Annotated in this window: 22 protein-coding genes and 2 riboswitches; of the genes, 5 read left to right on the top strand and 17 right to left on the bottom strand. The window is 68.5% G+C overall.

The window, feature by feature from the left end; all coding sequences use genetic code 11:
- Nucleotides 1-4 precede the first annotated feature (4 nt).
- A riboswitch (SAM riboswitch) is annotated at nt 5-120 on the bottom strand.
- Between the two features lie 59 nt (nt 121-179).
- On the bottom strand, nt 180-1,496 hold the full coding sequence (locus LDO13_RS05485; protein ID WP_224049029.1) for a bifunctional o-acetylhomoserine/o-acetylserine sulfhydrylase: 1,317 nt from the start codon (nt 1,494-1,496) through the stop codon (nt 180-182).
- A gap of 63 nt (nt 1,497-1,559) precedes the next feature.
- Nucleotides 1,560-1,675: riboswitch (SAM riboswitch) on the bottom strand.
- A gap of 204 nt (nt 1,676-1,879) precedes the next feature.
- Between LDO13_RS05485 and LDO13_RS05480 the strand changes: the two genes are divergently transcribed.
- Nucleotides 1,880-2,518, top strand: a complete 639-nt coding sequence (locus LDO13_RS05480) for a VOC family protein (RefSeq protein ID WP_224049028.1) — start codon at nt 1,880-1,882, stop codon at nt 2,516-2,518.
- Between the two features lie 187 nt (nt 2,519-2,705).
- Here the strand turns inward: LDO13_RS05480 and LDO13_RS05475 are convergent, their stop codons facing one another.
- Entirely contained in the window at nt 2,706-3,470 is a 765-nt protein-coding gene (locus tag LDO13_RS05475; protein WP_224049027.1) for a type II CAAX endopeptidase family protein, read from the bottom strand.
- Between the two features lie 77 nt (nt 3,471-3,547).
- Between LDO13_RS05475 and LDO13_RS05470 the strand changes: the two genes are divergently transcribed.
- The gene (locus LDO13_RS05470) at nt 3,548-4,228 is read left to right on the top strand and encodes a histidine phosphatase family protein (protein WP_224049026.1); all 681 of its coding nucleotides are present in this window, start codon (nt 3,548-3,550) and stop codon (nt 4,226-4,228) included.
- 74 nt (nt 4,229-4,302) lie between these two features.
- Here the strand turns inward: LDO13_RS05470 and hutI are convergent, their stop codons facing one another.
- The 4 genes from hutI to tdh form a co-directional block, all read right to left on the bottom strand.
- Complete coding sequence (gene hutI, locus LDO13_RS05465; protein ID WP_224049025.1) at nt 4,303-5,511, bottom strand: imidazolonepropionase; 1,209 nt, start codon at nt 5,509-5,511, stop codon at nt 4,303-4,305.
- An 11-nt stretch (nt 5,512-5,522) separates the two neighbouring features.
- Complete coding sequence (locus LDO13_RS05460) at nt 5,523-6,647, bottom strand: FAD-dependent oxidoreductase (RefSeq protein ID WP_224049024.1); 1,125 nt, start codon at nt 6,645-6,647, stop codon at nt 5,523-5,525.
- 63 nt (nt 6,648-6,710) lie between these two features.
- A complete protein-coding gene (locus LDO13_RS05455) occupies nt 6,711-7,925 on the bottom strand; it encodes a glycine C-acetyltransferase (protein ID WP_224049023.1) in 1,215 nt (404 codons plus the stop codon).
- 50 nt (nt 7,926-7,975) lie between these two features.
- The gene (gene tdh / locus LDO13_RS05450) at nt 7,976-9,022 is read right to left on the bottom strand and encodes an L-threonine 3-dehydrogenase (RefSeq protein ID WP_224049022.1); all 1,047 of its coding nucleotides are present in this window, start codon (nt 9,020-9,022) and stop codon (nt 7,976-7,978) included.
- Nucleotides 9,023-9,211: 189 nt separating this feature from the next.
- Here tdh and LDO13_RS05445 point away from each other — a divergent pair, with 189 nt between their 5' ends.
- A complete protein-coding gene (locus LDO13_RS05445; RefSeq protein WP_224049021.1) occupies nt 9,212-10,117 on the top strand; it encodes a LysR family transcriptional regulator in 906 nt (301 codons plus the stop codon).
- 7 nt (nt 10,118-10,124) lie between these two features.
- Here the strand turns inward: LDO13_RS05445 and LDO13_RS05440 are convergent, their stop codons facing one another.
- From LDO13_RS05440 to LDO13_RS05420, 5 genes are all read right to left on the bottom strand, one after another.
- Nucleotides 10,125-10,568 (bottom strand): hypothetical protein, encoded by a 444-nt coding sequence (locus tag LDO13_RS05440; protein WP_224049020.1) that lies wholly within the window; start codon nt 10,566-10,568, stop codon nt 10,125-10,127.
- Between the two features lie 376 nt (nt 10,569-10,944).
- Nucleotides 10,945-12,450, bottom strand: coding sequence for an Asp-tRNA(Asn)/Glu-tRNA(Gln) amidotransferase subunit GatB (gene gatB, locus LDO13_RS05435; RefSeq protein ID WP_224049019.1), 1,506 nt, complete (start codon nt 12,448-12,450; stop codon nt 10,945-10,947).
- Nucleotides 12,450-14,033 (bottom strand): Asp-tRNA(Asn)/Glu-tRNA(Gln) amidotransferase subunit GatA, encoded by a 1,584-nt coding sequence (gatA, locus tag LDO13_RS05430; RefSeq protein ID WP_224049018.1) that lies wholly within the window; start codon nt 14,031-14,033, stop codon nt 12,450-12,452. Before gatA ends, gatB begins: the two co-directional genes overlap by 1 nt.
- Nucleotides 14,034-14,037: 4 nt before the next feature.
- On the bottom strand, nt 14,038-14,334 hold the full coding sequence (gene gatC, locus LDO13_RS05425) for an Asp-tRNA(Asn)/Glu-tRNA(Gln) amidotransferase subunit GatC (protein ID WP_056432749.1): 297 nt from the start codon (nt 14,332-14,334) through the stop codon (nt 14,038-14,040).
- A 356-nt stretch (nt 14,335-14,690) separates the two neighbouring features.
- Entirely contained in the window at nt 14,691-16,163 is a 1,473-nt protein-coding gene (locus LDO13_RS05420; RefSeq protein ID WP_224049683.1) for a CitMHS family transporter, read from the bottom strand.
- A 159-nt stretch (nt 16,164-16,322) separates the two neighbouring features.
- On the opposite strand from LDO13_RS05420, the gene LDO13_RS05415 reads away from it, so the two are divergent.
- A complete protein-coding gene (locus LDO13_RS05415; protein WP_224049017.1) occupies nt 16,323-18,107 on the top strand; it encodes a sensor histidine kinase in 1,785 nt (594 codons plus the stop codon).
- The gene (locus tag LDO13_RS05410) at nt 18,100-18,771 is read left to right on the top strand and encodes a response regulator (protein WP_224049016.1); all 672 of its coding nucleotides are present in this window, start codon (nt 18,100-18,102) and stop codon (nt 18,769-18,771) included. The genes LDO13_RS05415 and LDO13_RS05410 overlap by 8 nt, the downstream gene beginning before the upstream one ends.
- A 79-nt stretch (nt 18,772-18,850) precedes the next feature.
- Here LDO13_RS05410 and LDO13_RS05405 read toward each other — a convergent pair whose 3' ends face one another.
- From LDO13_RS05405 to LDO13_RS05380, 6 genes are all read right to left on the bottom strand, one after another.
- A complete protein-coding gene (locus LDO13_RS05405; RefSeq protein WP_224049015.1) occupies nt 18,851-19,234 on the bottom strand; it encodes a RidA family protein in 384 nt (127 codons plus the stop codon).
- A 219-nt stretch (nt 19,235-19,453) separates the two neighbouring features.
- A complete protein-coding gene (locus tag LDO13_RS05400) occupies nt 19,454-19,975 on the bottom strand; it encodes a hypothetical protein (RefSeq protein WP_224049014.1) in 522 nt (173 codons plus the stop codon).
- Between the two features lie 106 nt (nt 19,976-20,081).
- Nucleotides 20,082-20,585 (bottom strand): GNAT family N-acetyltransferase, encoded by a 504-nt coding sequence (locus tag LDO13_RS05395; protein WP_224049013.1) that lies wholly within the window; start codon nt 20,583-20,585, stop codon nt 20,082-20,084.
- Between the two features lie 91 nt (nt 20,586-20,676).
- Nucleotides 20,677-21,516 carry an inositol monophosphatase family protein gene (locus tag LDO13_RS05390; RefSeq protein WP_224049012.1) on the bottom strand — a complete coding sequence of 280 codons (840 nt, stop codon included), beginning with the start codon at nt 21,514-21,516 and terminating at the stop codon, nt 20,677-20,679.
- On the bottom strand, nt 21,513-23,819 hold the full coding sequence (gene ligA / locus LDO13_RS05385; protein WP_224049011.1) for an NAD-dependent DNA ligase LigA: 2,307 nt from the start codon (nt 23,817-23,819) through the stop codon (nt 21,513-21,515). Before ligA ends, LDO13_RS05390 begins: the two co-directional genes overlap by 4 nt.
- Nucleotides 23,820-23,952: 133 nt before the next feature.
- Nucleotides 23,953-24,216, bottom strand: a complete 264-nt coding sequence (locus LDO13_RS05380; RefSeq protein ID WP_056432770.1) for a hypothetical protein — start codon at nt 24,214-24,216, stop codon at nt 23,953-23,955.

The raw sequence follows: 24,216 nt of genomic DNA, 5'->3' as shown, positions 1-24,216 counted from the left end.
CCTAACTTCGCGCTTGCCCACCGTCAGCTGACCGGCAGGCCAGGTCTTCACCCGGGGCACCCCGCCGCGGAAGGAGGGTTGCCGGCCAGCAAGCCGGGGCTGTCACTGGCACTCATGACCTGCACTGAGTTTACGAAATGCGGTGGCGTTGTGGCGAAGATTGTGACGCCCGTGTGACCTCAGGCGTCCTTGGCCGCCCGGAAGCCGGCCTCGAGGTCCGCGAGGATGTCGTCGATGTGCTCCAGGCCCACGGACAGCCGCACCAGGCCGGGGTTGACGCCGGCAACGGTCTGCTGTTCCGGGGAGAGCTGGCTGTGGGTGGTCGACGCCGGGTGGATGACCAGCGAGCGCACGTCGCCGATGTTCGCCACGTGGGAGTGCAGTTCGAGGGCATCGACAAAACGCTTCCCGGCCTCCGCTCCCCCGGCGATGTTGAAGGCCACGACGGCGCCCGTCCCCCGGGGACCGTACTTGCGGCCGCGCTCGTACCAGGGGCTCGACGGCAGCCCGGCATAGGCGACCGATTCGACGTCGTCCCTGGCTTCGAGCCATTCGGCGACCTTGGTGGCGTTGGCAACATGCCGCTCCACGCGCAGGCTCAGGGTCTCGATGCCCTGGGCGATGAGGAAGGCGTTGAACGGAGATACCGCCGAGCCGAGGTCGCGCAGCAACTGGACGCGCGCCTTGAGGATGTAGGAGAGGTTGGCGCCGAGGGCGCCGTCCTTGCCGAGGTCCCGGGCGTAGACCAGGCCGTTGTAGGTGGGGTCGGGAGTGTTGAAACCGGGGTAGCGCTCCGGATCCTTGCCGAAGTCGAAGTTGCCGGAATCCACGATCACGCCAGCGATCGCTGCTCCGTGGCCGCCAAGGTACTTGGTGGCGGAGTGCACCACGATGTCCGCACCCCACTCGATCGGCCGGATGAGGTATGGCGTGGAGAGGGTGTTGTCCACGATCAGCGGGACCCCGGCCTCGTGGGCCACCTGCGAGATGCCCTCGATGTCCAGGACGTCCTGGCGCGGGTTGGAGACCACTTCGCCAAAGAAGAGCTTGGTGTTGGGCTGCACGGCCTCGCGCCAGTGCGCCAGGTTGTCCGGGTCCTCCACGAAGGTCACGGAGATGCCGAACTTCTTCAGGGTGTGCGCCAGGAGGTTGTAGGTGCCGCCGTAGAGGCTGGGGCTGGCCACCACATGGTCGCCGGCCTCGGCGACGTTCAGGATCGCGAAGGTCTCCGCTGCCTGGCCCGAGCTCAGCAGCAGTGCCGCGAGCCCGCCTTCCAGGCTGGCCACGCGTTGTTCCACGGCGTCCTGGGTGGGGTTGCCGATCCGGGTGTAGATGGGAGCCAGTTCGGCCAGGGCGAAGCGGTTGGCGGCGCTTTCGGCGCTGGGGAAGACGAACGACGTCGTCTGGTAGATCGGGAGCGACCGGGCACCGGTGGCGCTGTCCGGCTCCTGGCCGGCGTGGATCTGGCGGGTTTCGAAGGACCAGGCATTGGACATCGGAGACTCCTCAACGGGACTGGGCACAGACTGCACCGGAGCTCTGGGCCCGGGGCAACTCTGGCGCCGCGCTTGCCGTCCGGCGGGTGCCGGACAGCCAGGTCTTCACCCGGGGCACCCCACCGCGATACGAGGGTTGCCGGCCAGCAAGCCGGGGCTGTGTGCTGGCACTCATGACCTGACCCCAGTCTAGGAACCGGTTCCGGGCTCTGGATAGCTTTGTGACGAAGATGAAGCCGGGCGGCCGATTCGCCCGGGCGGACCCCCTGGTTCCCCGCAATGACGCGGGAAAGCGCACTGCGGCGACTCCCCGAAAATGACATCCCATCTCGGTTAGGCACCCCTAAGCTGAGAGCCGCATCACAAAGTGCCAAGATGAGGTCATGCGCATGGATCACGTCTCTTACGCCTGTGAACAAGATGGCCTCGCTGCCACCACCGAACGAATTGCGTCTGCCCTCGGCGTCGAAGCCGTGAAGGGCGGAGTACACCCCCGATTCGGGACCCGCAACATGATCATCCCGCTCGCGGGACACAAGTACCTGGAGGTCGTGGAGGTCCTGAACCACCCGGCTTCCGACAAGGCCCCCTTCGGCCAGGCCGTCCGCGCCCGCTCCGAAGCAGGCGGCGGCTGGATGGGCTGGTGCGTCGAGGTTGACGACCTGGCCCCGTTCGAGGAGCGGCTCGGCCGCGCCGCCGTCAACGGCAACCGTAAGTTCCCGGACGGCCGCGAACTGGTCTGGAAGCAGATCGGCATCCTCGGGCTCATCGCCGATCCCCAGGTCCCGTACATGCTCAAGTGGGAGGGCGATCCGGAACTCCACCCATCGAAGGCCTACGAGAGCCAGGTCAAGATGTCCGCCCTCACGATTGCCGGCTCCGCCGAGCGCGTCACCGAATGGCTGGGTGTTCCGGTGGAAAAGCCGCTGGAAGACGTCGCCGTGAACTGGATCGCTCCCCGCGGAACACCCGGCATCCTGTCCGTCACGTTCGAGACGGCTTCCGGAGCCGTCACGATCTGACGCTTCACCGCCCCACACTTCGGCCGCTATCAGCGGGTGCCAATGATGCCACCCACCGATGGCGGCCGAAATACTTTAACGGCATACCGGCGGTCCGGCCGGCTCTGTAGAGCAACGCGGGGTCACTTCACGCCCGTCCGGAGCCTCCGGATGGGCGCCAAATGACCCCGCGTTGCCTGGTGCCTGCTCAGCCCAGGCCGATGGCCTTGCCGAAGAGGCTGAAGCCGACGAACGCCACGATGTCCAGCACCGCATGCGCGATCACCAGCGGCATCAGCCGGCGGGTTTTGGTGTAGACCACGGCGAAGATGACGCCCATGATGGCATTGCCGATGAACGGGCCAAACCCCTGGTACAGGTGGTAGCTGCCCCGCAGCATGGCGCTGGCAAAGATCGCCGCCGGCATGGCCCAGCCGAGCTTCCCGAGCCGGTCCAGCAGGTAGCCCACCACGATCACCTCCTCCACGATCCCGTGCCGGATCGCTGAGAGGACCAGCACCGGCACCGTCCACCAGTAGGCGTCCAGCGCGCTGGGGATGATCGCCGTCGTGATGCCGAGCGCCCGGCCGGCGGCGTAGAGGCCCAGCGACGGGATGCCGATCAGTGCCGCCAGGCCGAAGCCCTGCAGCAGGTCCTTGCCGGGCCGGTCGAAATTGAGGCCCAGCCGCTGGAAGGCCGTGACGCCGTGGCCAGACGGCCGGTGTTCCGTCAGGAAGTAGATCACCAGGACCACGGGCACCAGGGCGAAGATGATGTCCAGCAGCTGGTAGGTGAGGTCGAAATACTCGCGGCTGCTTTGCGAGCGGTTCAGCGTGGAAGTCCCCTCCGCGAGGGGCGCCCTGGTCATCTTGTCCAGCAGCTGTACCACCGAATATACGGCCGACTGCCCCAGGGACAACCCCAGGACAATCCACATTTCAATCCGCAGCCGGCGGCGGGAGGGAACCAACATGTTTCCATCTTGCCCGCAGTTGCCGGTAGTTGCCTGAATCCGGGCCGCCGCGCGGCCGGGCCCTATGCTTGGGGTTTATGAGTGCGCCCGGGAAAATCATCATGATCCGGCATGGCCAGTCCGCCGCCAACGCCGACACCTCTATCTACAACAGGGTGCCCGATTACCGGATTCCGCTGACCGAACTCGGCGTGGAACAGGCCCGGGCAGCCGGCGAACAGGTCCGGCGGCTGCTGGACGGCCGGCAGGCCTGCGTGTACGTCTCCCCCTACCTGCGGGCCTACCAGACCCTGGAGGCACTCAACCTCGGTCCGCTGGTCGAGCGGGTGATCGAGGAGCCGCGGCTGCGGGAGCAGGACTGGGCCAACTTCCAGATCGCCGGCGAGATCGAGGACCAGAAGGAACTCCGGAACGCCTACGGCCACTTCTTCTACCGCTTCCGGGAGGGCGAGTCCGGCTCCGATGTCTACGACCGGATCTCCTCCTTCATGGAGACCCTGTACCGGCACTGGTCGAAACCCAGCTACGCCCCGAACGCGCTGTTTGTCACCCACGGGCTCACCATGCGGCTGTTCTGCATGCGCTGGTTCCACTGGTCGGTGGAGTACTTCGAGTCCCTCAACAATCCGGACAATGCCGAGGTGCGGACCCTGCTGCGGACCGAGCTGGGCAAGTATGAGCTGGACAAGCCCTTCAGCCAGTGGGTGGAGCGCCGCGTCGACGAGACAGTCCTCGACGCCCCGCCGATGTTTTTCTGACTAACGAAACTGACTCGCAGCAGGGGCCGTTTTGAGCGTCCAAAACGGCCCCTGCTGCGAGTCAGTTGGGTGGGTCAGCGGGCACGGACCCCCGCGCGCCAGACGGCGTGGGTGAGCGGAATGCCGGGCCGGTAGGCCAGGTGCGTGGCCGAGGGCGCGTTGAGCAGGTGCAGGTCCGCGCGGTGGCCGACGGCGATCGAGCCCACGGCGCGTTCGCCGTCGGCGTCGTTCCCGGACTCCCGGCCGAGGGCCAGCGCGCCGCCGTAGGTCGCGGCGCGCACGGCCTCGTGGACGCTCAGGCGCATCTGGAGCACAGCGGTGGTGACGCAGAACGCAATCGAGCTGGTGTAGGAGGTCCCCGGGTTGCAGTTGGAGGCCAGCGCGAGCTGCACGCCGGCGTCGAGCAGCTCCCGGCCCGGTGCCAGCGGCTGGCGGGTGGACAGGTCGCAGGCCGGCAGGCACGTTGCCACCGTGCCGCGCCCGGTTCCTGATTCGGCGTTCCAGCCGGTCCAGCTGGCCGCGAGGGCGTCGACGTCGGCCGCGGACAGGTAGTTCACGTGGTCCACGCTCGCGGCCCCGAATTCGACGGCGAGCCGGACGCCGGGGCCTTCGCCGAGCTGGTTGCCGTGCACGCGCAGGCCGAGCCCGGCGTCCCGGCAGGCCTGGAGCACGCGCCGGGACTGGTCCTCGGTGAAGGCTCCCCGCTCGCAGAAGACGTCGGCCCAGCGCGCGAACGGCCGGACGGCGGCGAGCATGGGGCCGCAGACCAGGTCCGTGTACTCCTCGGCGTCCATCCCGGCGGGCACGAGGTGCGCGCCGAGGTAGGTGACCTCGTCCGCCACGGTGGAGGCGATCCGGGCGCTGCGGGCCTCGTTTTCGACGTCCAGGCCGTACCCGGTCTTGGTTTCGAGGTAGGTGGTGCCCTGCGAGACGGCCTCGGCCACCCGGCCCATGGCGAGCCGGGTGAGGTCGAAGTCGCTGGTGCTCCGGGTGGCGCCGGTGGTCACGGCGATCCCGCCGGCGCTGTAGCTCTCCCCCGCCATCCGGGCCTCGAATTCGGCGGTCCGGTCGCCGGCGAAGATCAGGTGGGTGTGTGAGTCGACCCAGCCCGGCAGCAGGGCCCGGCCACCGGCGTCGACGGCGTCGTCGGCGGCCGGCGCGTCGGACGCGGGGCCGAGCCAGGAAATCCGTTCGCCCTCGATGACCATTGCCGCATTCTTCAGGACGCGGCGCTCCGCGTCCTGGGTCATCAGCTCGGCAATGTTCGTAATGAGGGTGCTCATGAGTCCATTCTTCAGCGCCGGATGGACCAGCGTGTCGCCGCCAGCGCTTCCGCTGTCCGGGATGCCGGACCCGCTGCTGTACTGCCGCCTGCGGCAGAGCCGGCGCCCTGGCCTGCGAGGATGAGTTCCGCGGCCAGTTCGGCGATGCCGGAGGACGTCTGGAAGCCGTAGCCGCCCTGGCCGGCAAGCCAGAAGAATCCGGGGGCCTCGGCGTCGAACCCCACCACCGGGATACCGTCGGCCGCTTCCGTCCGCAGTCCCGTCCAGGCCCGGCTGACGCCGCGGATGCCGAGGGTGGTGAGGGTGTTGAGCCGGGCGGTCAGCGCCTCGACGTCGCCCGGGTGCGGCTGCGCGTCCTCGGGCCCGCTCGGTTCGTGTTCCGAGGGCGAGATGAGGACCTGTTCGCCGTCGCGCCGGAAGTAGAAGCTTTCATCCGCGGCGGCCACCATGGGGCAGCCCTGCGGGAGCGGGTGTTCGACGTCGACAATCGCCGCGGTGCGGCGGTAGGGCTGGAGTCCGAGCTTCTCGACGCCGCTGAGCACCGCGAATTCGTCCGCCCAGGCGCCGGCGGCATTGACCACGACAGCGGCCTGGATGCCCTCCTGCCCGGCGCCGAGTTCCCAGCCGGAGCCGAGCCGCTGCGCCGAGTGGACCCTCGCGCCGGTGATGATGTCCACGCCGCCCTCAACCGCCCACTCCCGGTGGTCTTCCAGCAGCAAGGACGCGTTGCAGGCGAAGGATCCGGAGTCGAGGCCGGCAGCGGAGAAGGATTCCGGTTTGAGCGCAGGGCAGAGTTTCAGGGCTTCTGCATGGCTGATCCGGTGCATGAAGCCGCTGGACTGCTGCTGGACGGCTTCCTCGTCGCCGATCAGCATGAACCGGCGCGGCGAGAGCACGGGTTCAGGCCGTGTGCCCTCCCGGATGCCGATGAGTTCCAGCGTGCGCATGGTCAGTTCCTGGACCACCGGCGGCCCGTAGCTGGGAATCAGCTGCCGGGCCGACCGGGCGGACGTGTGGTACCCCAGCGACTGCTCGGCTTCGACCAAGGCCACGCTGCATTTGCCGGCGAGGGCGGAGGCCAGGGACAGGCCGGCAATTCCGCCGCCCACGATCACGACATCGTATTTAGCTGACATGCCTCCATCCTTGCACCCGACAGGAGGTCACGTCAGCACTTTCGCACCGCGGCCGGCAGGGCGCTACGAGGCTGCGGCCACCGACTCGCGGCTGCGCACGAAGGCCTGCACGCAGGACTCGACGTCGTCGGCGCTGTGCGCGGCGGAGAGCTGGACGCGGATCCGCGCGGCGCCCTTGGGGACCACCGGGTAGCTGAACGCCGTCACGAAGACGCCGTTGTGCAGCATGGAGTCGGCCACCTTGGCGGCCATCACGGCGTCGCCGAACATCACCGGGACGATCGCGTGCTCGCCCGGGAGCAGCTCGAAGCCCTCCTCGGACATGCGGCTCCGGAAGAGTTCGGCGTTGGCGAAGAGCTTGCTGCGCAGCTCGCCGGAGTTCTCCACGAGGTCCAGGGCCTTCAGCGTGGCCGCAACGATGGCCGGGGCCAGCGAGTTGGAGAACAGGTACGGGCGGGCCTTCTGCCGGAGCATGGCGATGACTTCGCGGCGGCCGGAGACGTAGCCGCCGGACGCGCCACCGAGGGCCTTGCCGAAGGTGCCGGTGTAGATGTCCACGCGGTCCGAGACGCCGGCGTGCTCCGGGGTGCCCGCGCCGCTGGAGCCCATGAAGCCGACGGCGTGGGAATCGTCCACCATGACCATGGCGTCGTACTTTTCCGCGAGGTCGCAGATCGCCTCCAGCGGGGCGAGGAAGCCGTCCATCGAGAAGACGCCGTCCGTGACGATGATCTTGCGGCGGGCCGGGTTCTCCTGCGTGGTGGCCTCGATCAGCTTGGCTTCGAGGTCCGCCATGTCCTGGTTGGCGTAGCGGAAGCGCTGGGCCTTGCAGAGCCGGATGCCGTCGATGATCGAGGCGTGGTTGAGCGCGTCGGAGATGACGGCGTCTTCCGGGCCGAAGAGCGATTCGAACACGCCGCCGTTGGCGTCGAAGCAGCTGGAGAAGAGGATGGTGTCCTCGGTGCCGAGGAACTTGGACACGCGTTCCTCGAGGGCCAGGTGCAGATCCTGGGTGCCGCAGATGAAGCGGACACTGGCCATGCCGAAGCCGCGCTCGTCCATCGCGGCCTTGGCGGCGGCGATGATCTCCGGGTGGTCCGCGAGGCCCAGGTAGTTGTTGGCACAGAAGTTCAGCACGTCCGCGCTGGACTCGCCGATCTGGCCGGCCTTGATGTGGTTCGCCTGGGGCGAGTCAATGTGCCGCTCGGTCTTGAACAGGCCGGCGCTGCGGATCTCGTCCAGTTCGTGCTGCAGCTGGTCCTTGATGGCTGAATACATGGGTTGTGCTCCTCAGCTGGTGGGGGTCGGTGGGCCGAAACGGGGGCGGGTTAGAAGCAGGTCCAGTCGAGGACCACCTTGCCACCGACACCGGCCCGGGCAATCTCGAAGCCCTTCTCCCAGTCGGTGGCAGGAAGGGTGTCCGTCACGACGGCGGAGATGTTGGCGTGCAGTACCGGGTTGGAGGACAGCATGGCGCTCATGGCATACCAGGTCTCGAACATTTCGCGGCCGTAGATGCCTTTCATGGTCAGCATGTGCGTGACCACCTTGCCCCAGTTGATGTCGATGGACTGGCTGGGCAGGCCCAGCATCGCGATCCGGCCGCCGTGGTTCATGTTGTCGATCATCTCAGGCAGCGCCGTGGGGTGTCCCGACATTTCCATGCCGATGTCGAAGCCTTCGCGCATGCCCAGTTCGCGCTGGGCGTCCTTGACCCGCATCTTCGAGACATCGATCGCGAGGTCGACGCCGAGCTTGCGGGCGAGTTCCAGCCGCGGGGCTGATACGTCCGTGATGGCGATCTTGCGGGCGCCGGCGTGGCGGGCGACGGCGATCGCCATCAGGCCGATGGGCCCGGCGCCGGTGATCAGCACGTCCTCGCCGACGAGGGGGAAGCTGAGCGCGGTGTGGACGGCGTTGCCGAAGGGGTCGAAGATGGCGCCGAGTTCTGGGGTGACCGAGGCGTCGGTGTGGACCCAGACGTTGGTCTCGGGGATCACGACGAACTCGGCGAAGGCGCCGTCGCGCTGGACGCCGACGCTGACGGTGTTGATGCACATCTGCCTGCGGCCGGCGCGGCAGTTGCGGCAGATGCCGCAGACGATGTGGCCCTCGCCGGAGACGCGGTCGCCGATTTTGACGTCCAGGACGTCCTCGCCGATCTCGACGACCTCGCCGTAGAACTCGTGGCCGGCGATCAGCGGGGCGTTGATGATGCCCTGCGCCCAGGCGTCCCAGGACTGGATGTGCAGGTCGGTACCGCAGATGCCGGTGGTCATGACGCGGATCTTGACGTCGCCGGGGCCGGTTTCAGGCTCCGGGCGGTCGACGAGTTCGAATCCTGCGTGGGCGCCGGACTTGTAGAGAGCCTTCATGGGCCTTCCTAACTGTGTTCATCGTCAGTGTGTTCATCGTCGAGACTGCGTTCACAAGCACGTTGTGGTGCGCCGCCGCGGCAGCTCCTGTGGGTCAACTCACCCCATTAGAGCCGCTGGAAAGCGTTAGCACAACCGCATTTTTCTCAATCGACGATTTAGTTATCACTTGCGCATAGACTGGACGGCATGGAAATCCACCAGCTTGAGATGCTCCGTGAACTGGGTGCCCTCGGCAGCGTCAAGGCGGTCGCCGAAACCCTGCTGGTCACGCCGTCCGCGGTGTCGCAGCAGCTGACTGCGCTGCAGAAATCGGTGGAGGTGCCGCTGACGCGCAAGGAGGGCCGCAACCTGGTCCTGACCGAGGCCGGCCAGGTGCTCGCCGATGCCGGGGCCGCCGTCGTCAGTGCCATGGCCGACGCCCGGACGGCGATCGGGGCGTACCACGGGTCCCCGGTGGCGCCGGTGACGCTGAGCGGCTTCCACAGCGCGGGGCAGGCGCTGTTCGCGCCGCTCGCCAGGCTGCTGGACGGCCCCGGGCAGCCGCGGATCCTGCTCAGCGACGAGGACGTGGCGCAGCAGGACTTCCCGGCGCTCACGGCCCGGTATGACCTGGTGCTGGCGCACAGGATGGACCACAGCCCGCGCTGGCCCGAGGAACGCGTCGCGGTCTTTCCGCTAGCGCACGAGCCGCTGGACGTCGCGCTGCCGGCAGGGCACCGGCTGGCCGGCCAGCGGGCGGTGACGGCGGACGACGTCGTCGGCGAACCCTGGGTGACCAGCCGCACCGGGTACTCCCCCGCGGACGTGCTCTCCGCCGTCGCTGCCGTCTCCAGCCGGGAACTGAACATCGTGCACCGGATCAACGACTACTCGACGGTGGCAGCGCTCGTGGCGACCGGGAGCGTGATCGGCCTGCTCCCCCGGTACACGGCGCGGCCGGTGCTGAACCCGGACATTGTGCTGCGGCCGCTCGAAGGCATCAGCACCCGGCGGCGGATCGACGTCCTGGCCCGTCCGGAGAACCTGAAACGCACGTCGGTCATGATGGTCTGCGAAGCGCTGCAGACCATCATGACCGAACTGGTCACCTGATCCGGCCCTAGGGGGCCTGCCCCGCGGCCTTGTCCTTCCAGTGCCCGTTTCCAAGTTGCTTGCCCAATCCGTTGCCCAGCCCCCTGCCCAATCCGTTGCCCGGCCCCTGAGCGCCCGGGGCTCCGGCAACAATCTGCCCGGCGGTGATGCCGGACCCGTCCTTGACGTCTGCGATCCGCACCTGTTCCCCGGTCGTGAGGTCCGCCGCGGTAGCTGCGGTGGGCTTGAGCCGCTTTCCCGTGCTGTCTCTCGGCATGGTGCCGTCAGCGGCGGGAGGGGGCAGTTTCGCGACTTTTGTTCCGGCATTGATGGCGTAGGTCTGGCTGAAGCCGTCCTCGCTCTTGACTGTGATCGAGGCACTGCTAACGGCCTCGATAGTGCCCTGCTGCGTCAGCCGAGTCTCGAATCCGCCGTCGCCGTTTTTGACCACGCTTTCGGCATGCAGTGGCACGGCACGGTTTTTCTTGTGGGCCTGCCCCTCTGCGGGCGAACTGCCGGGTGGCTGGGCCGCCGAAGTCGTGGGGCTGGTTAGCGGCGTCGCGGACTGCGCGGTACCCGCCCAAACCGCAGCCGCCCCGGCCCCGCTGAGGGCGGCGACGATTCCGCCTGCCAATACAACACTTCGCCATCCGGTGCGCTGTTGAACCGCCATCGGTTCGCCTTCCCCCTGCGCCCGGCCTGACACCGGAACCTTGGGCACCAGCATAGGGCCGGAATGGCGGCCTGAACATGCCCCTCCGTTAACCCGACAAGCCCGCAGTTGTTGCCGTTCTGATCGAACAGAACGACAACAACTGCGAGCTTGATGGGTGGTGCCCGGCTAGGGCCTAACCTTCGACGCCGAGGCGTTCCAGGATCAGCTCCTTGACCCGGCCGGCGTCGGCCTGGCCGCGGGTGGCCTTCATAACGCCTCCGACGATCGCGCCGATCGCCTGAAGCTTGCCGGCGCGGATCTTGTCCGCGACGCCGGGCTGCGCGGCGAGTGCCGCGTCGATGGCTTCCAGGAGGGGACCGTCGTCGGAGACCACGGCGAGGCCGCGCTTCTCCACGATCTCCGCCGGAGTGCCTTCGCCGGCGAGGACGCCGTCGAGGACCTCGGTGGCCATCTTGTTGTTGATCTTGCCGCCTTCGACCATCTTGTTCAGTTCCACGATGGTGGCCGGTTCGACGCCGAGCTGGCCGGGATCGACGTCGGCGTTCTTGGCGCGTCCGACGATCTCGCCCATCCACCATTTGCGGGCCACGGTGGCGGTGGCGCCGGCGGCGATGGTTTCCTCGATCTCATCCATCACGCCGGCGTTGACGACGTCGCGGAACTCCAGGTCGGAGTAGCCCCAGTCGGCCTGCAGGCGCTTGCGGCGGGCGGCCGGCGGCTCAGGCAGCGTGGCCCGGAGCTCCTCTACCCACTCGCGGGAAGCGGTGATCGGCACCAGGTCCGGTTCCGGGAAGTAGCGGTAGTCGTCGGCGTCGGACTTGGGCCGGCCAGAGGTGGTGGACCGGGTGTCCTCGTGCCAGTGGCGGGTTTCCTGGATGACCGGCTCGCCGGATTCCAGGACGGCGGCGTGCCGCCGGATCTCGTAGTGGACGGCGTGCTCGACGGCACGCAGCGAGTTGACGTTCTTCGTCTCGGAGCGGATGCCGAAGCGTTCGCGGCCGTGCGGGCGAAGCGAGACATTGGCGTCGCAGCGCACGTTGCCGCGTTCCATCTTCGCGTCCGAAACGCCGAGGTTCTTGACGATCTCGCGGACCGCGGCCACGTAGGCCTTCGCGAGCTCCGGCGCGCGGCTGCCGGCGCCCTCGATCGGCTTGGTGACGATCTCGACCAGCGGCACGCCGGAGCGGTTGTAGTCCACGAGGGAATAGTCCGCGCCCTGGATGCGGCCGGCGGCGCCGCCCATGTGGGTCAGCTTGCCGGCGTCCTCCTCCATGTGGGCGCGTTCGATTTCGACCCGGAACACGGTGCCGTCGGAGAGCTCGATGTCGAGGTACCCGTCGTACGCGATGGGCTCGTCGTACTGGGAGGTCTGGAAGTTCTTCGGGGTGTCCGGGTAGAAGTAGTTCTTCCGGGCGAAGCGGCAGGTCTCGGCGATCTTGCAGTTCAGCGCCAGGCCGATCTTGATCGAGGACTCGATCGCGGTCTTGTTCACCACGGGCAGCACGCCGGGCATGCCGAGGTCCACCTCGTTGACGTTGGTGTTGGGCTCGTCGCCGAACACGTTCGGGGCGGAGGAGAACATCTTTGTCTTGGTGTTGAGCTCCACGTGGACCTCGAAGCCGAGGACGGGGTCGTACTTCTCCATCGCCTCTTCGAAGCTGAGGGTTGCGTCAGTCATTAGTGGGAACCTCCGTGGCTCGAAGCGGCAGCATCAGTAAGGGCGGAGCCCGTCAGCGAAGGGCCCGTCAGCGACGGGGCCTTGTCGAGCAGCGGCCCGCCCCACTGCGCCTCGAGCAGGGATTCGAGCACCGCGCCGACCCGGTACAGCCGCGCGTCCTGGCGGGCCGGGGCGAGCAGCTGGACGCCGACCGGCAGCCCGTCCTCGTCGGCCAGGCCGCCGGGCAGGGACAGCCCCGGGACGCCGGCCATGTTGGCGGGGATGGTGGCGACGTCGTTGAGGTACATCGCCAGGGGGTCGTTGAGCTTCTCGCCGAGCTTGAACGCCGTGGTCGGCGCCGTCGGGGAGATCAGCACGTCGGCCTTGGCGAACGCGGCGTCGAAGTCGCGCTGGATGAGCGTGCGCACCTTCTGGGCCGAGCCGTAGTAGGCGTCGTAGTAGCCGGCGCTCAGGGCGTAGGTGCCCAGGATGATGCGGCGCTTGACCTCGTCGCCGAAGCCGGCGGCGCGGGTGGCGCCCATGACCCGTTCAATGGTCATCGGGCCGTCCTCGGGCAGGACCCGCAGGCCGAACCGGACGCCGTCGAACTTGGCCAGGTTGGAGGAGGCCTCGGAGGGCATGATCAGGTAGTAGGCACCCAGGGCGTACTTGAAGTTGGGGCAGGAAACCTCGACGATTTCGGCCCCGGCGCCCTTGAGCAGCTCGAGGGATTCGTTGAAGCGGTTCTCGACGCCGGCCTGGTAGCCCTCGCCGTGGAGTTCCTTGATGATGCCGATCTTCATGCCGTGCACGTTGCCGACCGATGCTGCGGCCACGAGGTCCTCCAGCGGGTCCGGCAGCGACGTGGAGTCGTGGGGGTCGTGCCCGCCGATGACCTGGTGCAGCAGGGCGGAATCCAGCACGGTGCGGGAGACGGGGCCGATCTGGTCCAGCGAGGAGGCCATGGCGATCGCGCCATAGCGGGACACGCCGCCGTAGGTGGGCTTCACGCCGACGGTGCCGGTGACGGCGCCGGGCTGGCGGATCGAGCCGCCGGTGTCGGTGCCGAGGGCAAGCGGGGCTTCGAAGGCCGCCACGGCGGCAGCGGAGCCGCCGCCGGAGCCGCCGGGGATGCGGTCCAGGTCCCAAGGGTTGTGGGTGGGGCCGAAGGCGGAGTGCTCGGTGGAGGAGCCCATCGCGAATTCGTCCAGGTTGGTCTTGCCCAGGATCGGCATCTTGGCGGCGCGGAGGCGCTTGACCACGGTGGCGTCGTAGGGGCTGTGCCAGCCTTCGAGGATCTTCGAGCCGGCCGTGGTGGGCTGGCCGACGGTGACGATCAGGTCCTTGACCGCGATCGGGACGCCGGCGAGGGCGTGCAGCTCTTCGGCGGCGGCACCGCCGGCTGCGCGGATCGCGTCCACCTCGGCGGCGACGGCGAGCGCCTCTTCGGTGTTGACGTGCAGGAAGGCGTTGACCTTGCCGTCGACGGCGGCGATGCGGTCCAGGTGCGCCTGGGTGACCTCGACGGCGGTGACTTCGCGGGCGGCGAGCTTGCCGGCGAGCGCTGCGGCGGAGGAGCGGATCAGTTCGTTGTTTTCAGTCATGTTCTTAGCCCTCATCCAGGATTGCCGGGACCTTGAAGCGGCCTTCGTACGCATCGGGAGCGCCGGAGAGTGCCTGCTCGGCCGTGAAAGTGTGGCCCACAACGTCCTCGCGGAACACATTCGTCAGCGGAATCGGGTGGGACGTGGCCGGGACGTCATCACCGGCGGCTTCACTGACGGACTTCACTGAATCGACGATGACGGCGAGTTCGCCGGCCATCCGGTCCAGCTCTTCTGCACTCATCTCGATGTGCGCGAGACGCGCGAGATGCGCGACGTCGTCGCGGTTGATCGCAGCCATGGATCTCCCCTGCAAGTTCGGATTATTTTCCGTCCCAGTCTACGTGTCTGTACGCCCTGCCGCCGTCGGACGGCTGCCGCCTTACGGCGCCTCGCCTTCCGGAGCCAGGCCGGACGATCCTCCGCGTGCTCGCTCGTACACGCCGCCGCTCCCTCCCCTCGCAAGCTCGGGCAGGGAACCCGACGGCGGGGCACTCGCTTAGACGCACGCTTCCGGATGCCCGGCCTGTCGCCGATGTGCCTCCGCCACCTGTTGCTGTCCCGGCCTTCAGGGCGGTTAGACAAGAAAGCAGAGTGCGGAAAATCTTCCGCACTCTGCTTTCTTGTTGTGTCTACTTGTGGTGCTCGATGGTGTGGTTAGCCGATGCCGATGGCTCCGGTGAGGACTCCTACTCCGAGCATGACCAGGGAGATGACGGCGGTGCGCCAGAGGACCTTTTTGTGGTGGTCGCCCAGGTCCACCTTGGCGAGGGAGACCAGGAGCAGGATCGCGGGGACCAGGGGGCTCTGCAGGTGGAAGGGCTGGCCGGTGATGGAGGCGCGGGCCATGTCCACTGCGCTGACGCCGTAGTGCCCGGCGGTCTCGCTGAGCACCGGGAGGACGCCGAAGTAGAAGGCATCGTTGCTCATGAAGAACGTCATCGGAATGCTGAGGACGCCGGTGATGACGGCCATGAAGGGGCCCATGTCGGAGGGGATGATGGCGACGAGCCATTCGGACATGGCCTTGACCATGCCCGTGCCGTTGAGGACGCCGGTGAGGACGGCGGCGGCCATGACCATGCTGACGACGGCGACGATCGACGGTGCGTGGGCGATCAGCTGGGCGCCCTGGTCCTTGACCTTGGGGAAGTTGACCAGCAGCGCGACGGCGGAGCCCACCATAAAGACGAACGGCAGCGGAATGATGTTGGCGACGAGCGTGACCATGACCGCAACCGTCAGCCCGAGGTTGAACCAGAACAGCTTGGGGCGCAGCGTGGCGCGGTTGGGGTCCAGCGCGGTGTCCGCCATGGCGGAATCGCGGTCGTCGACGAGGTCCTCGGTGCGCTCCAGGACTGCTACGGATGAACTACCCGTGGAGGGGCGTCCGGCGGCAACTCCCCCGGCAGGGGTGGATGCCGTGCGGCCAAACCCGAAGCGGCCGGTGCCGCTGCCGCCGTCGGCCGAGCCGCCGTCGAACGTGTTGTCTGTGCCCCAGATTTCCGGAGCCGTGGCGCGGAGCCGGTTGCGTTCCTGCAGGCCCAGGAGCCAGGAGAAGACGAAGACCACAACGAGGCCGGCAATCAGCGAGGGGATCATCGGAACGAAGACATCGTTGACGTCGAGCTTCAGCGCGGTTGCGGCACGGGCGGTGGGGCCGCCCCACGGCAGGATGTTCATGGTGCCGTTGGCGAGGCCCGCCACGCAGGTCAGCACCACGGGGCTCATCTTGAGCCGCAGGTAGACGGGCAGCATGGCCGCGGTGGTGAGGATGAAGGTGGTGGAGCCGTCGCCGTCGAGGGACACGGCCGCTGCCAGGATGGCCGTGCCGAGGACCACCTTGGCGGGGTCGTTGCCCAGCTTACGCAGGATGAACCGGACCAGGGGGTCAAAGAGCCCGACGTCGATCATCAGGCCGAAGTAGATGATGGCGAACATCAGCAGGGCCGCGGTGGACGTCATCGACTTCATGGAGTCCATGACCATGGGGCCGATGCCCAGCCCGGCTCCGGCGAAGAGTCCGAAGACTGTGGGGACGATGATGAGCGCCAGCACGGGCGTCAGCTTCTTGGTCATGATCAGCACCATGAATACCGCGATCATGGCGAATCCTAGTAATACCAGCACGGCCGGCTCCTTCTTCATTGAATCGCACCACCCCGGTGTGATGCGTACTACAGACGTTAGAGTGGCGCGCGTCACGGCTGGGCCTTTGCCTCATTTGATTGGCATACTGCTTGTTGGACGCATTTTGCGCATTGTGCTCACACCCGAAGGAGGACCGCCGTGGCACGGTTGACCCGGCAGCGCTTAGCCCGCCGGACTCCCCTGCGTTTCTCCACCCAGACCCTGCTGCTCCAGCTCGGCGTCGTGGCGCTGGTGGTGCTCCTGACGAGTGCCGTCCACGTCTGGCTCACCTACGATCGGCTGGGCCGCGAGGCGGAGAACCAGGCCCTGACGCTGGCCCGCACCGTGGCCTCGGACCCGCAGGTGCGGGCGGAAGTCCAGCAGATCAGCGCCCTGCCCGGCACTCCCCCGGCCGCCGAACTGGTGAACGGGCCGCTGATGGCCGCCGCCGAGGGCGCCCGCACCCGCACCGGCGCCCTGTTCGTGGTCATCACCGACGAGACCGGGCTGCGCCTGGCCCACCCCGACGCCGAACGGCTGGGCGAGCGGGTCAGCACCGACCCGTCCGAGGCCCTGGCGGGCAAGGAAGTCACCACCCGGAACACCGGAACCCTCGGCCCCTCCGCCGGGGCCAAGGTCCCGGTGTTCGCCCCGGATTCGGGCACCGTGGTGGGCGAGGTCAGCGTGGGCTACTCCACCGAAACCATCGGACAGAGCCTGGCCCGGGACGTCGTTCCGATCGTCCTGACCGCCGCCGGCGCGCTGCTGGTGGGCGTTTCCGCCTCCTTCCTGCTCCGGCGCCGGCTCCAGCGGCTGACCCTTGGCCTGGAGCCGGAGGAAATCAGCACCCTGGTCCACGACCAGGTGGCGGTCCTGCAGGGTGTCGACGACGGCGTGATCGGCATCGCCGCGGACGGCAGGATCAGCGTGTTCAACGCTGCCGCGCAGCGGCTGCTGGGCCAGCCCGACCTCACCGGAACACCGTGGGCGGACGCCGCGGTGCCGGCGCAGCTGATCGCCCTGACCCGGGCCGACGCCGCGGAAGGCGACGCCGTGGAACTCCTCGCCGGAGGCCGCGTGCTCGTGGCCAGCGCCCGCAAGGCCCTGCACGGACGCGAGGACCTGGGCTGGGTGGTCATGCTGCGGGACCGGACCGAACTCCAGCAGCTGACCCGCCAGCTCGACGCCGTGGGGACCATGTCCACCGCACTCCGGGCCCAGCGGCACGAGTTCGCCAACCAGCTCCACACGATCGCCGGCTTCATGAGCATCGGCCAGCACCAGCAGGCCCGCGACTATCTTGCCCGGCTGGCAGCCACCGGGCCGCTGAAGTTCCCCGTGGACCAGGCCGAGCTGCTCCAGGACCCGTACCTGCAGGCCTTCCTCGGTGCCAAGGGCGTGGAAGCGGACGAACGCGGCGTGACCCTGCGGCTGGGCCCGGAAACCCTGGTCCGAGGCCAGGTCACCGAGCCGCAGGAGGTCACGACGGTCCTCGGCAACCTGATCGACAATGCCGTGAACGCCGCCGTCGCGGGCTCTGCGCCGGACCGCTGGGTGGAGGTGGAGGTGCTCGACGGGCCCGGCACCGGTGCCGGCGGCGGCACGCTGCATATCGTCGTCGGGGATTCCGGCGACGGGCTGCCGGCCGCTGGGGCGGGCAGTGGCGCCGATGCGGTGTTCGAGGAAGGATTCACCACCTCGGAACGCCCGGTCCGGGCGGGCGCCGGCCACGGCCTGGGGCTGGCACTGGCGCGCCAGCTGGCGCGCCGCCGCGGCGGGGACGTGCGGGTGCTGGATCCGGGCTCCCCCGGCGGCCCCGGCGCGGTGTTTATGGCGACGCTGCCCGGGACCACGGTGCCCCCTGCGGCAGCGCCGCAAGGGACTGCGCCCAACACGGCGGCGCCCAGTGAAACGAAGCCCAATGAAAGGGACATCGATGTCTGAGGACTTCCGGGTGTTGATTGTCGATGACGATTTCCACGTCGCCAAGCTGCATGCGGCCTATGTGGACTCGGTGGCCGGCTTCCTCGCGCTGCCCCCGGCCGGATCGGCGTCGCAGGCGCTGCAGGCCATCCACAGCCTGCGCCCGGACCTGGTGCTGCTGGATGTCTACCTGCCGGACGCCTCGGGCCTGGACCTGCTGCACCAGCTGGACGTGGACACGATGATCCTCAGCGCCGCCGCGGACACGGCCTCGCTCCGGCTCGCGTTCCGGCGCGGCGCGCTGGGCTACCTGCTCAAGCCGTTCACGGCCGAATCGCTGTCCCAGCTGCTGCGCTCCTATGCGCGCTATCGGCGGATCCTGGCCCAGCCGGGGAACGTCACCCAGGAGACGGTGGAGCGGGCGAAGCGCGCGCTCATCCCGGGGGATGTCATTGCCTCGGCCAAGCCCCGGTCCGCCACCGAGGCCGCCGTGCTGGAATCGCTGGAACCGGGCGAGCAGTATTCCGCGGCCGAGGTGGCCACCCGGGTGGGCGTTTCCCGGGCCACCGCCCAGCGGTACCTTTCGGCGCTGGCAGACGACGGCGCCGTCGACATCCAGCTGCGCTACGGCACCACCGGGCGGCCCGAGCACCGCTACGGTCTGCCGCCGGCAGCAGGCGGCTAAGCCCGCCTACAAGCAACGCGGGGTCACTTACGGCCCATCCGGAGCCCCGGGACGGACCGTAAGTGACCCCGCGTTGGTGTTAGCTGGCGCTCTTCTGCGCGACGAGTTCGATCTCGACCAGCATCTTGGGGTCCAGGAACGGGAGCACGTGGACCAGGGCCAGGGTGGGGCGGATCTCGCCGAAGACTTCGCCGTGGGCGCGTCCGGCTTCCTCCCACTGGCTGATGTCCGTCAGGTACAGCTTGGACTGCACCACGTCCGCGTAGCCGAAACCGGCGTCGGCGAGGACGCTGCCGAGCTTGTCCAGGATGAAGCGGGTCTGGGTGTAGAAGTCCTCGCCCACGATCCCGTCCTCGCCGCTGGCGGCGGTGGCGGAGATGTAGAGGGTGTTGTCCACCTGGACCGCCCGGGAGTAGCCGACCTTCTGTTCCCAGACGGAACCGGTGCCGAATGTCTTGCGCATGGAAGTGCCTTTCGCAGTGGGGCGTGGAGTCGGCACCACTTTAGGGCGGCAAAAGCCAGGGCCGGTAAACCGGTGGAAATCTGTCGTTCTTGCCGGGCTTACTGCGTTCCGGGGGCACATTGGCGCGGACACGCCGTCAATTACAGCGCCGGCATCGAGAATCACGCCCAATGTGCCCCCGGACGGAGACGGCACGTCAGAGAATGAGGGTTTCGACGGTCAGCTGCCGATGTCCCGGTTCTTGCGGAAGGCATTGCTGCGGGCGTGCTCCTGGACTCGGCCGAGGGCCTCGATTTGGGACCGGGCGTCATCGCCAAGGGCGGCGAACGTGGCCGGGTCGAGTCCGAGTTCGGGGGCCAGCTCCTCCAGGGTCTGCCAGCCGCCGAGCTTGGCCAGGACCGCGGCGCGCATCAGCTCGGCCTCCAGCACCATGGTCATCGGCGACCGGCGGACGATCCGGCCGTTGAGCTTGAGCCGCCCGGCGTGCTCGGCCAGCCAAGCCGCGGCCTGGCGGTGCGGCCGCTGGCGGACGCCCAGATCGTGGATGAGACCAAGGAGCATGTCCCGTTCCTTGGTGATTTCCGCGCTGACCCGGGAGAGTTCCGCGGACACCGGCGTGTCGGCGAAGGCCTCGGCCATGCGCTGGACCCGGGAGACGCCGGCGGTGGCGCCGGTCAGGTGGTCGGAGAGGTACAAGCCGAGGAGTTTACCGTCGATTGAGGCGGGGATGCGCGGTGCCATGGATCCTCCAGAATGCCGTTGCCAGGAGCGCTTCGATTGACCAAGACCCTACACGGTCACGGTATGTGCCGGCGGCTCCTGCCCTCAGGGCGGCCGGGACCGCGGGTTACAACTGCTGGCGGTAAACCAGCAGTTTGATCTCCGTGTCCGGCACTACCCAGTCGCGTTCCGGGGCCCGCTTGAAGCCGGTCTTCTGGTAGAGGCCGTGGGCGCTTTCCCAGGTCAGGCCCGTGGTCAATGCCACGGCATTGATCCCGGGCAGCGACCGGGCATGGTCCAGGATGGCCTCGACCATGGCTTTGCCGGCGCCGCTTCGCTGCACGTCCGGGTCCACCACCAGCATCCGGAACTCCAGCTCGTCGCCCTGGGCGATGTCCGCGTAGGGTTCGCCGGCCACGGCCAGGGTCACGGAACCGACGATCCGGCCCCCGCGTTCGGCCACCCAGATGGTGGCCTTCGCTGCCCGGCGGGCCACGTCCTGGATCTGCCGCATGTACGGGTGGTCGGCGCTCTCAAAGTAGCCCGCGGCCAGGTAGGCGTCCCGGGTGATGCGCGCGATGGCGTCGTAGTCGGCCGGAACTGCGGGGCGGATGAGGATCTGAGGATGCACCTGTCTATGCTACGGGCGGGCGCGGCGGTCCGGTCCCGGATCGGGCGTTTCCGTGACTGAACTATCAGAACGGCCCCGCCGGCGGGCGGACCTAGAGCGGGAACTTGCCGGAGAGCTCCAGGGTTCCGGCGCAGGTCCAGGCCGCGAGGCGTTCGTCGTCGGAGGGGCCGCCGGCCAGCGGGCTGGTCAGCCGCGGACGGCGGACCCAGCAGCCGGCTTCCTCTGCGATCAGGGCGCCCGCGGCGAAGTCGTGTTCGTTGAGGCCCCGTTCACCGTAGGCGTCATGGGTTCCGTCCGCCACGAGGCAGAGGTCCAGGGCCGCGGAGCCGAGGCGGCGGACGTCGGCGAAACCGTCCATGAGGCTGCGCAGCCCCGCGGCCTGTTCCGCCCGGACGTCCGGGTCGTAACTGAAGCCGGTGGCCAGGATCTGCCCGGTGCGCCCCGCGGCGGGTCCGAACAGCTGCGTCAGCCGGCCGTCTTCCTCGAGCCAGGCCCCGTGCCCGCGCAGGGCGTAGTACGTCCGGCCCAGGGCCGGGGCGTCGACGACGCCGGCCAGCCAGACGCCGTCGGGGTCCGCCACGGCCACGGAGGTGCCGTAGTAGACGATGTTGCGGATGAAGTTGGTGGTGCCGTCCAGTGGGTCGATGGACCAGCGGTAGCCGCTGGGCGACGCCGGGAGCACGGTGCCGCCTTCCTCGCCGGTGATGGTGTCGTCCGGCCGCGCCCCGGTGATGACGTCCCGGACGGCGGTTTCCGCGGCGAGGTCGAAAGCGGTGACCCAGTCCCCGGAGTCACCCTTGTTGCTGACGTCCAGCGTGGCCGCGGTCCGGCCGGCCAGAACCGCCGCACCGGCCGCCGCGGCCGCCCGGGCGAGTTCCAGCAGCGCGGCCGGCAGGGAGCCGGCGGACCCGCCTGGTGCGTCGGCGCTCATTCGGCCACAACTTCCTGGTGGTCCTCTTCGGCATCCTCACGCGCGCCGTCGCCGGCGTCCGGGTCGCCGGCGGCCGCCGACTCCCCCGGTTCGGCGCCGCCGCCGGCACCACCGTCGGCACTGTCCGCCGGGCCGTTTGCCAGCAGCGCGCGGAAGCCGTCCTCGTCCAGGACCGGCACGCCGAGCTGTTCGGCCTTGTCCAGCTTGGTGCCGGCATTCTCGCCGGCCACCACGTAGCTGGTGTTCTTCGAGACCGAGCCGGCGGCCTTGCCGCCGCGGATCAGGATGGCTTCTTTGGCCTCATCCCGGCTGAAGCCCTCGAGGCTGCCGGTCACCACGATGGTCAGTCCTTCCAGGGTCCGGGGCGTGGATTCGTCGCGCTCGTCCGCCATCCGGACGCCGTCGGCCGCCCAGGTGTCCACGATCTCGCGGTGCCAGTCCTCGGTGAACCATTCGGTCAGGGCCGCCGCGATCACCGGGCCGACGCCGTCGACGTGGGCGAGGTCCTCTTCGGATGCCTGCCGGATGGCGTCCATGCTGCCGAACGCGGTCGCGAGGGCGCGGGAGGCCCGCGGGCCGACGTGCCGGATGGACAGCGCCACGAGCACGCGCCACAGCGGCTGGGTCTTGGCCTTCTCCAGTTCGCGGAACAGCTTGTCGGTGGTGGCCGTGGGCTTGGACGGCGTTTTGGCGGTGCCCTTGCTGAAGAAGTACGGCACCAGCTCGAACTCGCCGGTGGCCACGCCCTTGGACCGCTTTTCGCGCCGGATGCGGACGTCGGCGAGGTCGGCGGGGGTCAGCCTGAACAGATTCGCCTCGGTGGTCAGCGGCGCCGTTGCCGGTTCGGCCGGCTGGGTCAGGGCGATGGCGGCTTCCCAGCCGAGGGCCTCGATGTCGAAGGCGCCGCGGCCGGCCAGGTGGAACACGCGTTCGCGCAGCTGCGCCGGGCAGGACCGGGAGTTGGGGCAGCGGATGTCCACGTCCCCTTCCTTGGCCGGCGCCAGGGGCGTGCCGCAGGCAGGGCATTCCGTGGGCATCACGAAGTCGCGGACCGGCGGATCCTGCTGGTCCCGGAGGGCCAGGACGGGCCCGACGATTTCCGGGATGACGTCCCCGGCCTTGCGGAGCACCACGATGTCGCCGATCTTGACGCCCTTGGCAATGACCACTTCCTGGTTGTGCAGGGTGGCCATCTCCACGGTGGAGCCGGCCACCTTGACCGGTTCCATCACGCCGTACGGGGTGACGCGGCCGGTGCGGCCCACGTTGACCGCGATGTCCAGCAGTTTGGTGTGGACCTCCTCTGGCGGGTACTTGTAGGCGACGGCCCAGCGGGGCACGCGGGAGGTGTAGCCGAGGGCCCGCTGCGTGGCGAAGTCGTCGACCTTGACCACGATGCCGTCGATCTCGTGGGTGAGGCTGTGCCGCTTGTCGCCGTAGTTCCGGATGAAAGCCAGCACGTCCTTGAGCCCGGGCAGCACCTCGAAGTACGGGCTGGTGGGCAGCCCCCAGGCGGCGAGCTGCCGGTAGGTGTCCGACTGGCTGACGGTGCTAAGCCCTTCGCGGGCGCCGATGCCGTGCACGTACATCCGCAGCGGGCGCTTCGCGGTTTCCGCCGGGTCCTTCTGGCGCAGCGAGCCGGCGGCGGCGTTGCGGGGGTTGGCCAGCGGCGCTTTGCCGGCCTCGATCAGGGCCTCGTTGAATTCAGCGAACGCCTTGGAGGGAATGAACACCTCGCCCCGGATTTCCATTTCGGCCGGGAAGCCTTCGCCGCTGAGCTGCTGCGGGATTTCCTTGATGGTGAGGACGTTGTGCGTGATGTCCTCGCCCGTGAAGCCGTCGCCGCGGGTGGCCGCCCGGACCAGCACGCCGTCGCGGTAGAGCAGGTTCACGGCCAGGCCGTCGATCTTGAGTTCGGTGAGCCAGGCCGGAGTCCCGTTCCCGAGCTTGGTGATGTTGGCTTCGGCTTTGGCGACCCAGGCCTCGAGTTCCTCGAGGGAAAAGACGTCCTCCAGGCTGTACATACGCTGCAGGTGTTCGACGGCGGCAAAGGCGGCGGACACTTCGCCGCCCACCTCCTGGGTCGGGGAATCGTTGGCCACCAGCTCCGGATGCATGGCCTCGATCGTTTCCAGCCGCCGGTAGAGCTCGTCGAACTCGGCGTCGGAGATGATGGGGGCGTCCTCCTGGTAGTACGCGAAGCGGTGCTTGCGGACCTCCTCGACGAGGACCTCGTATTCCTCGCGCACGGCCTCGGAGGGCGTTTGTGTTTCGGCTTCTGCTGCAGTGTTCCCTGTGCTCACAGACCTATCCTGCCCTAGATCGCCGTCATTGTCCGGTCAGGATTCCCGGGCGCCGGGCTGCCCAAAAAGCGGGGCTTAAGCACGCAGGGCCCGGACGCTGCTGCGTCCGGGCCCTCCACGAAAGAACGTTGGCCTAGCGGGAAGCGCTTTCCTGTTCGGTGGCGTTGCGGCTGGCCTGCTTGCCGGCCTCCTGCAGCGCCTGGGAGACCTTCGCCAGGGCGGCAACGTGCTGGCCGTTCCACTCGCTGCGGAACTTGTCGGCGTCCGGGCCCTTCCAGTCGGTGCCCTCGAGCACCTTGGTCAGCAGCGACTTCTGCTTGTCGATCTCTGACGAACCGGCCTGCAGCTTGGTCCCGAGAGTCTTGAGCTGAGCAATGTCAGCACCCCAAATAGCCAT

Source organism: Arthrobacter sp. NicSoilB4 (genome assembly GCF_019977335.1).
Lineage (GTDB): Bacteria > Actinomycetota > Actinomycetes > Actinomycetales > Micrococcaceae > Arthrobacter.
This window is presented reverse-complemented; position numbering and strand designations above follow the sequence as displayed.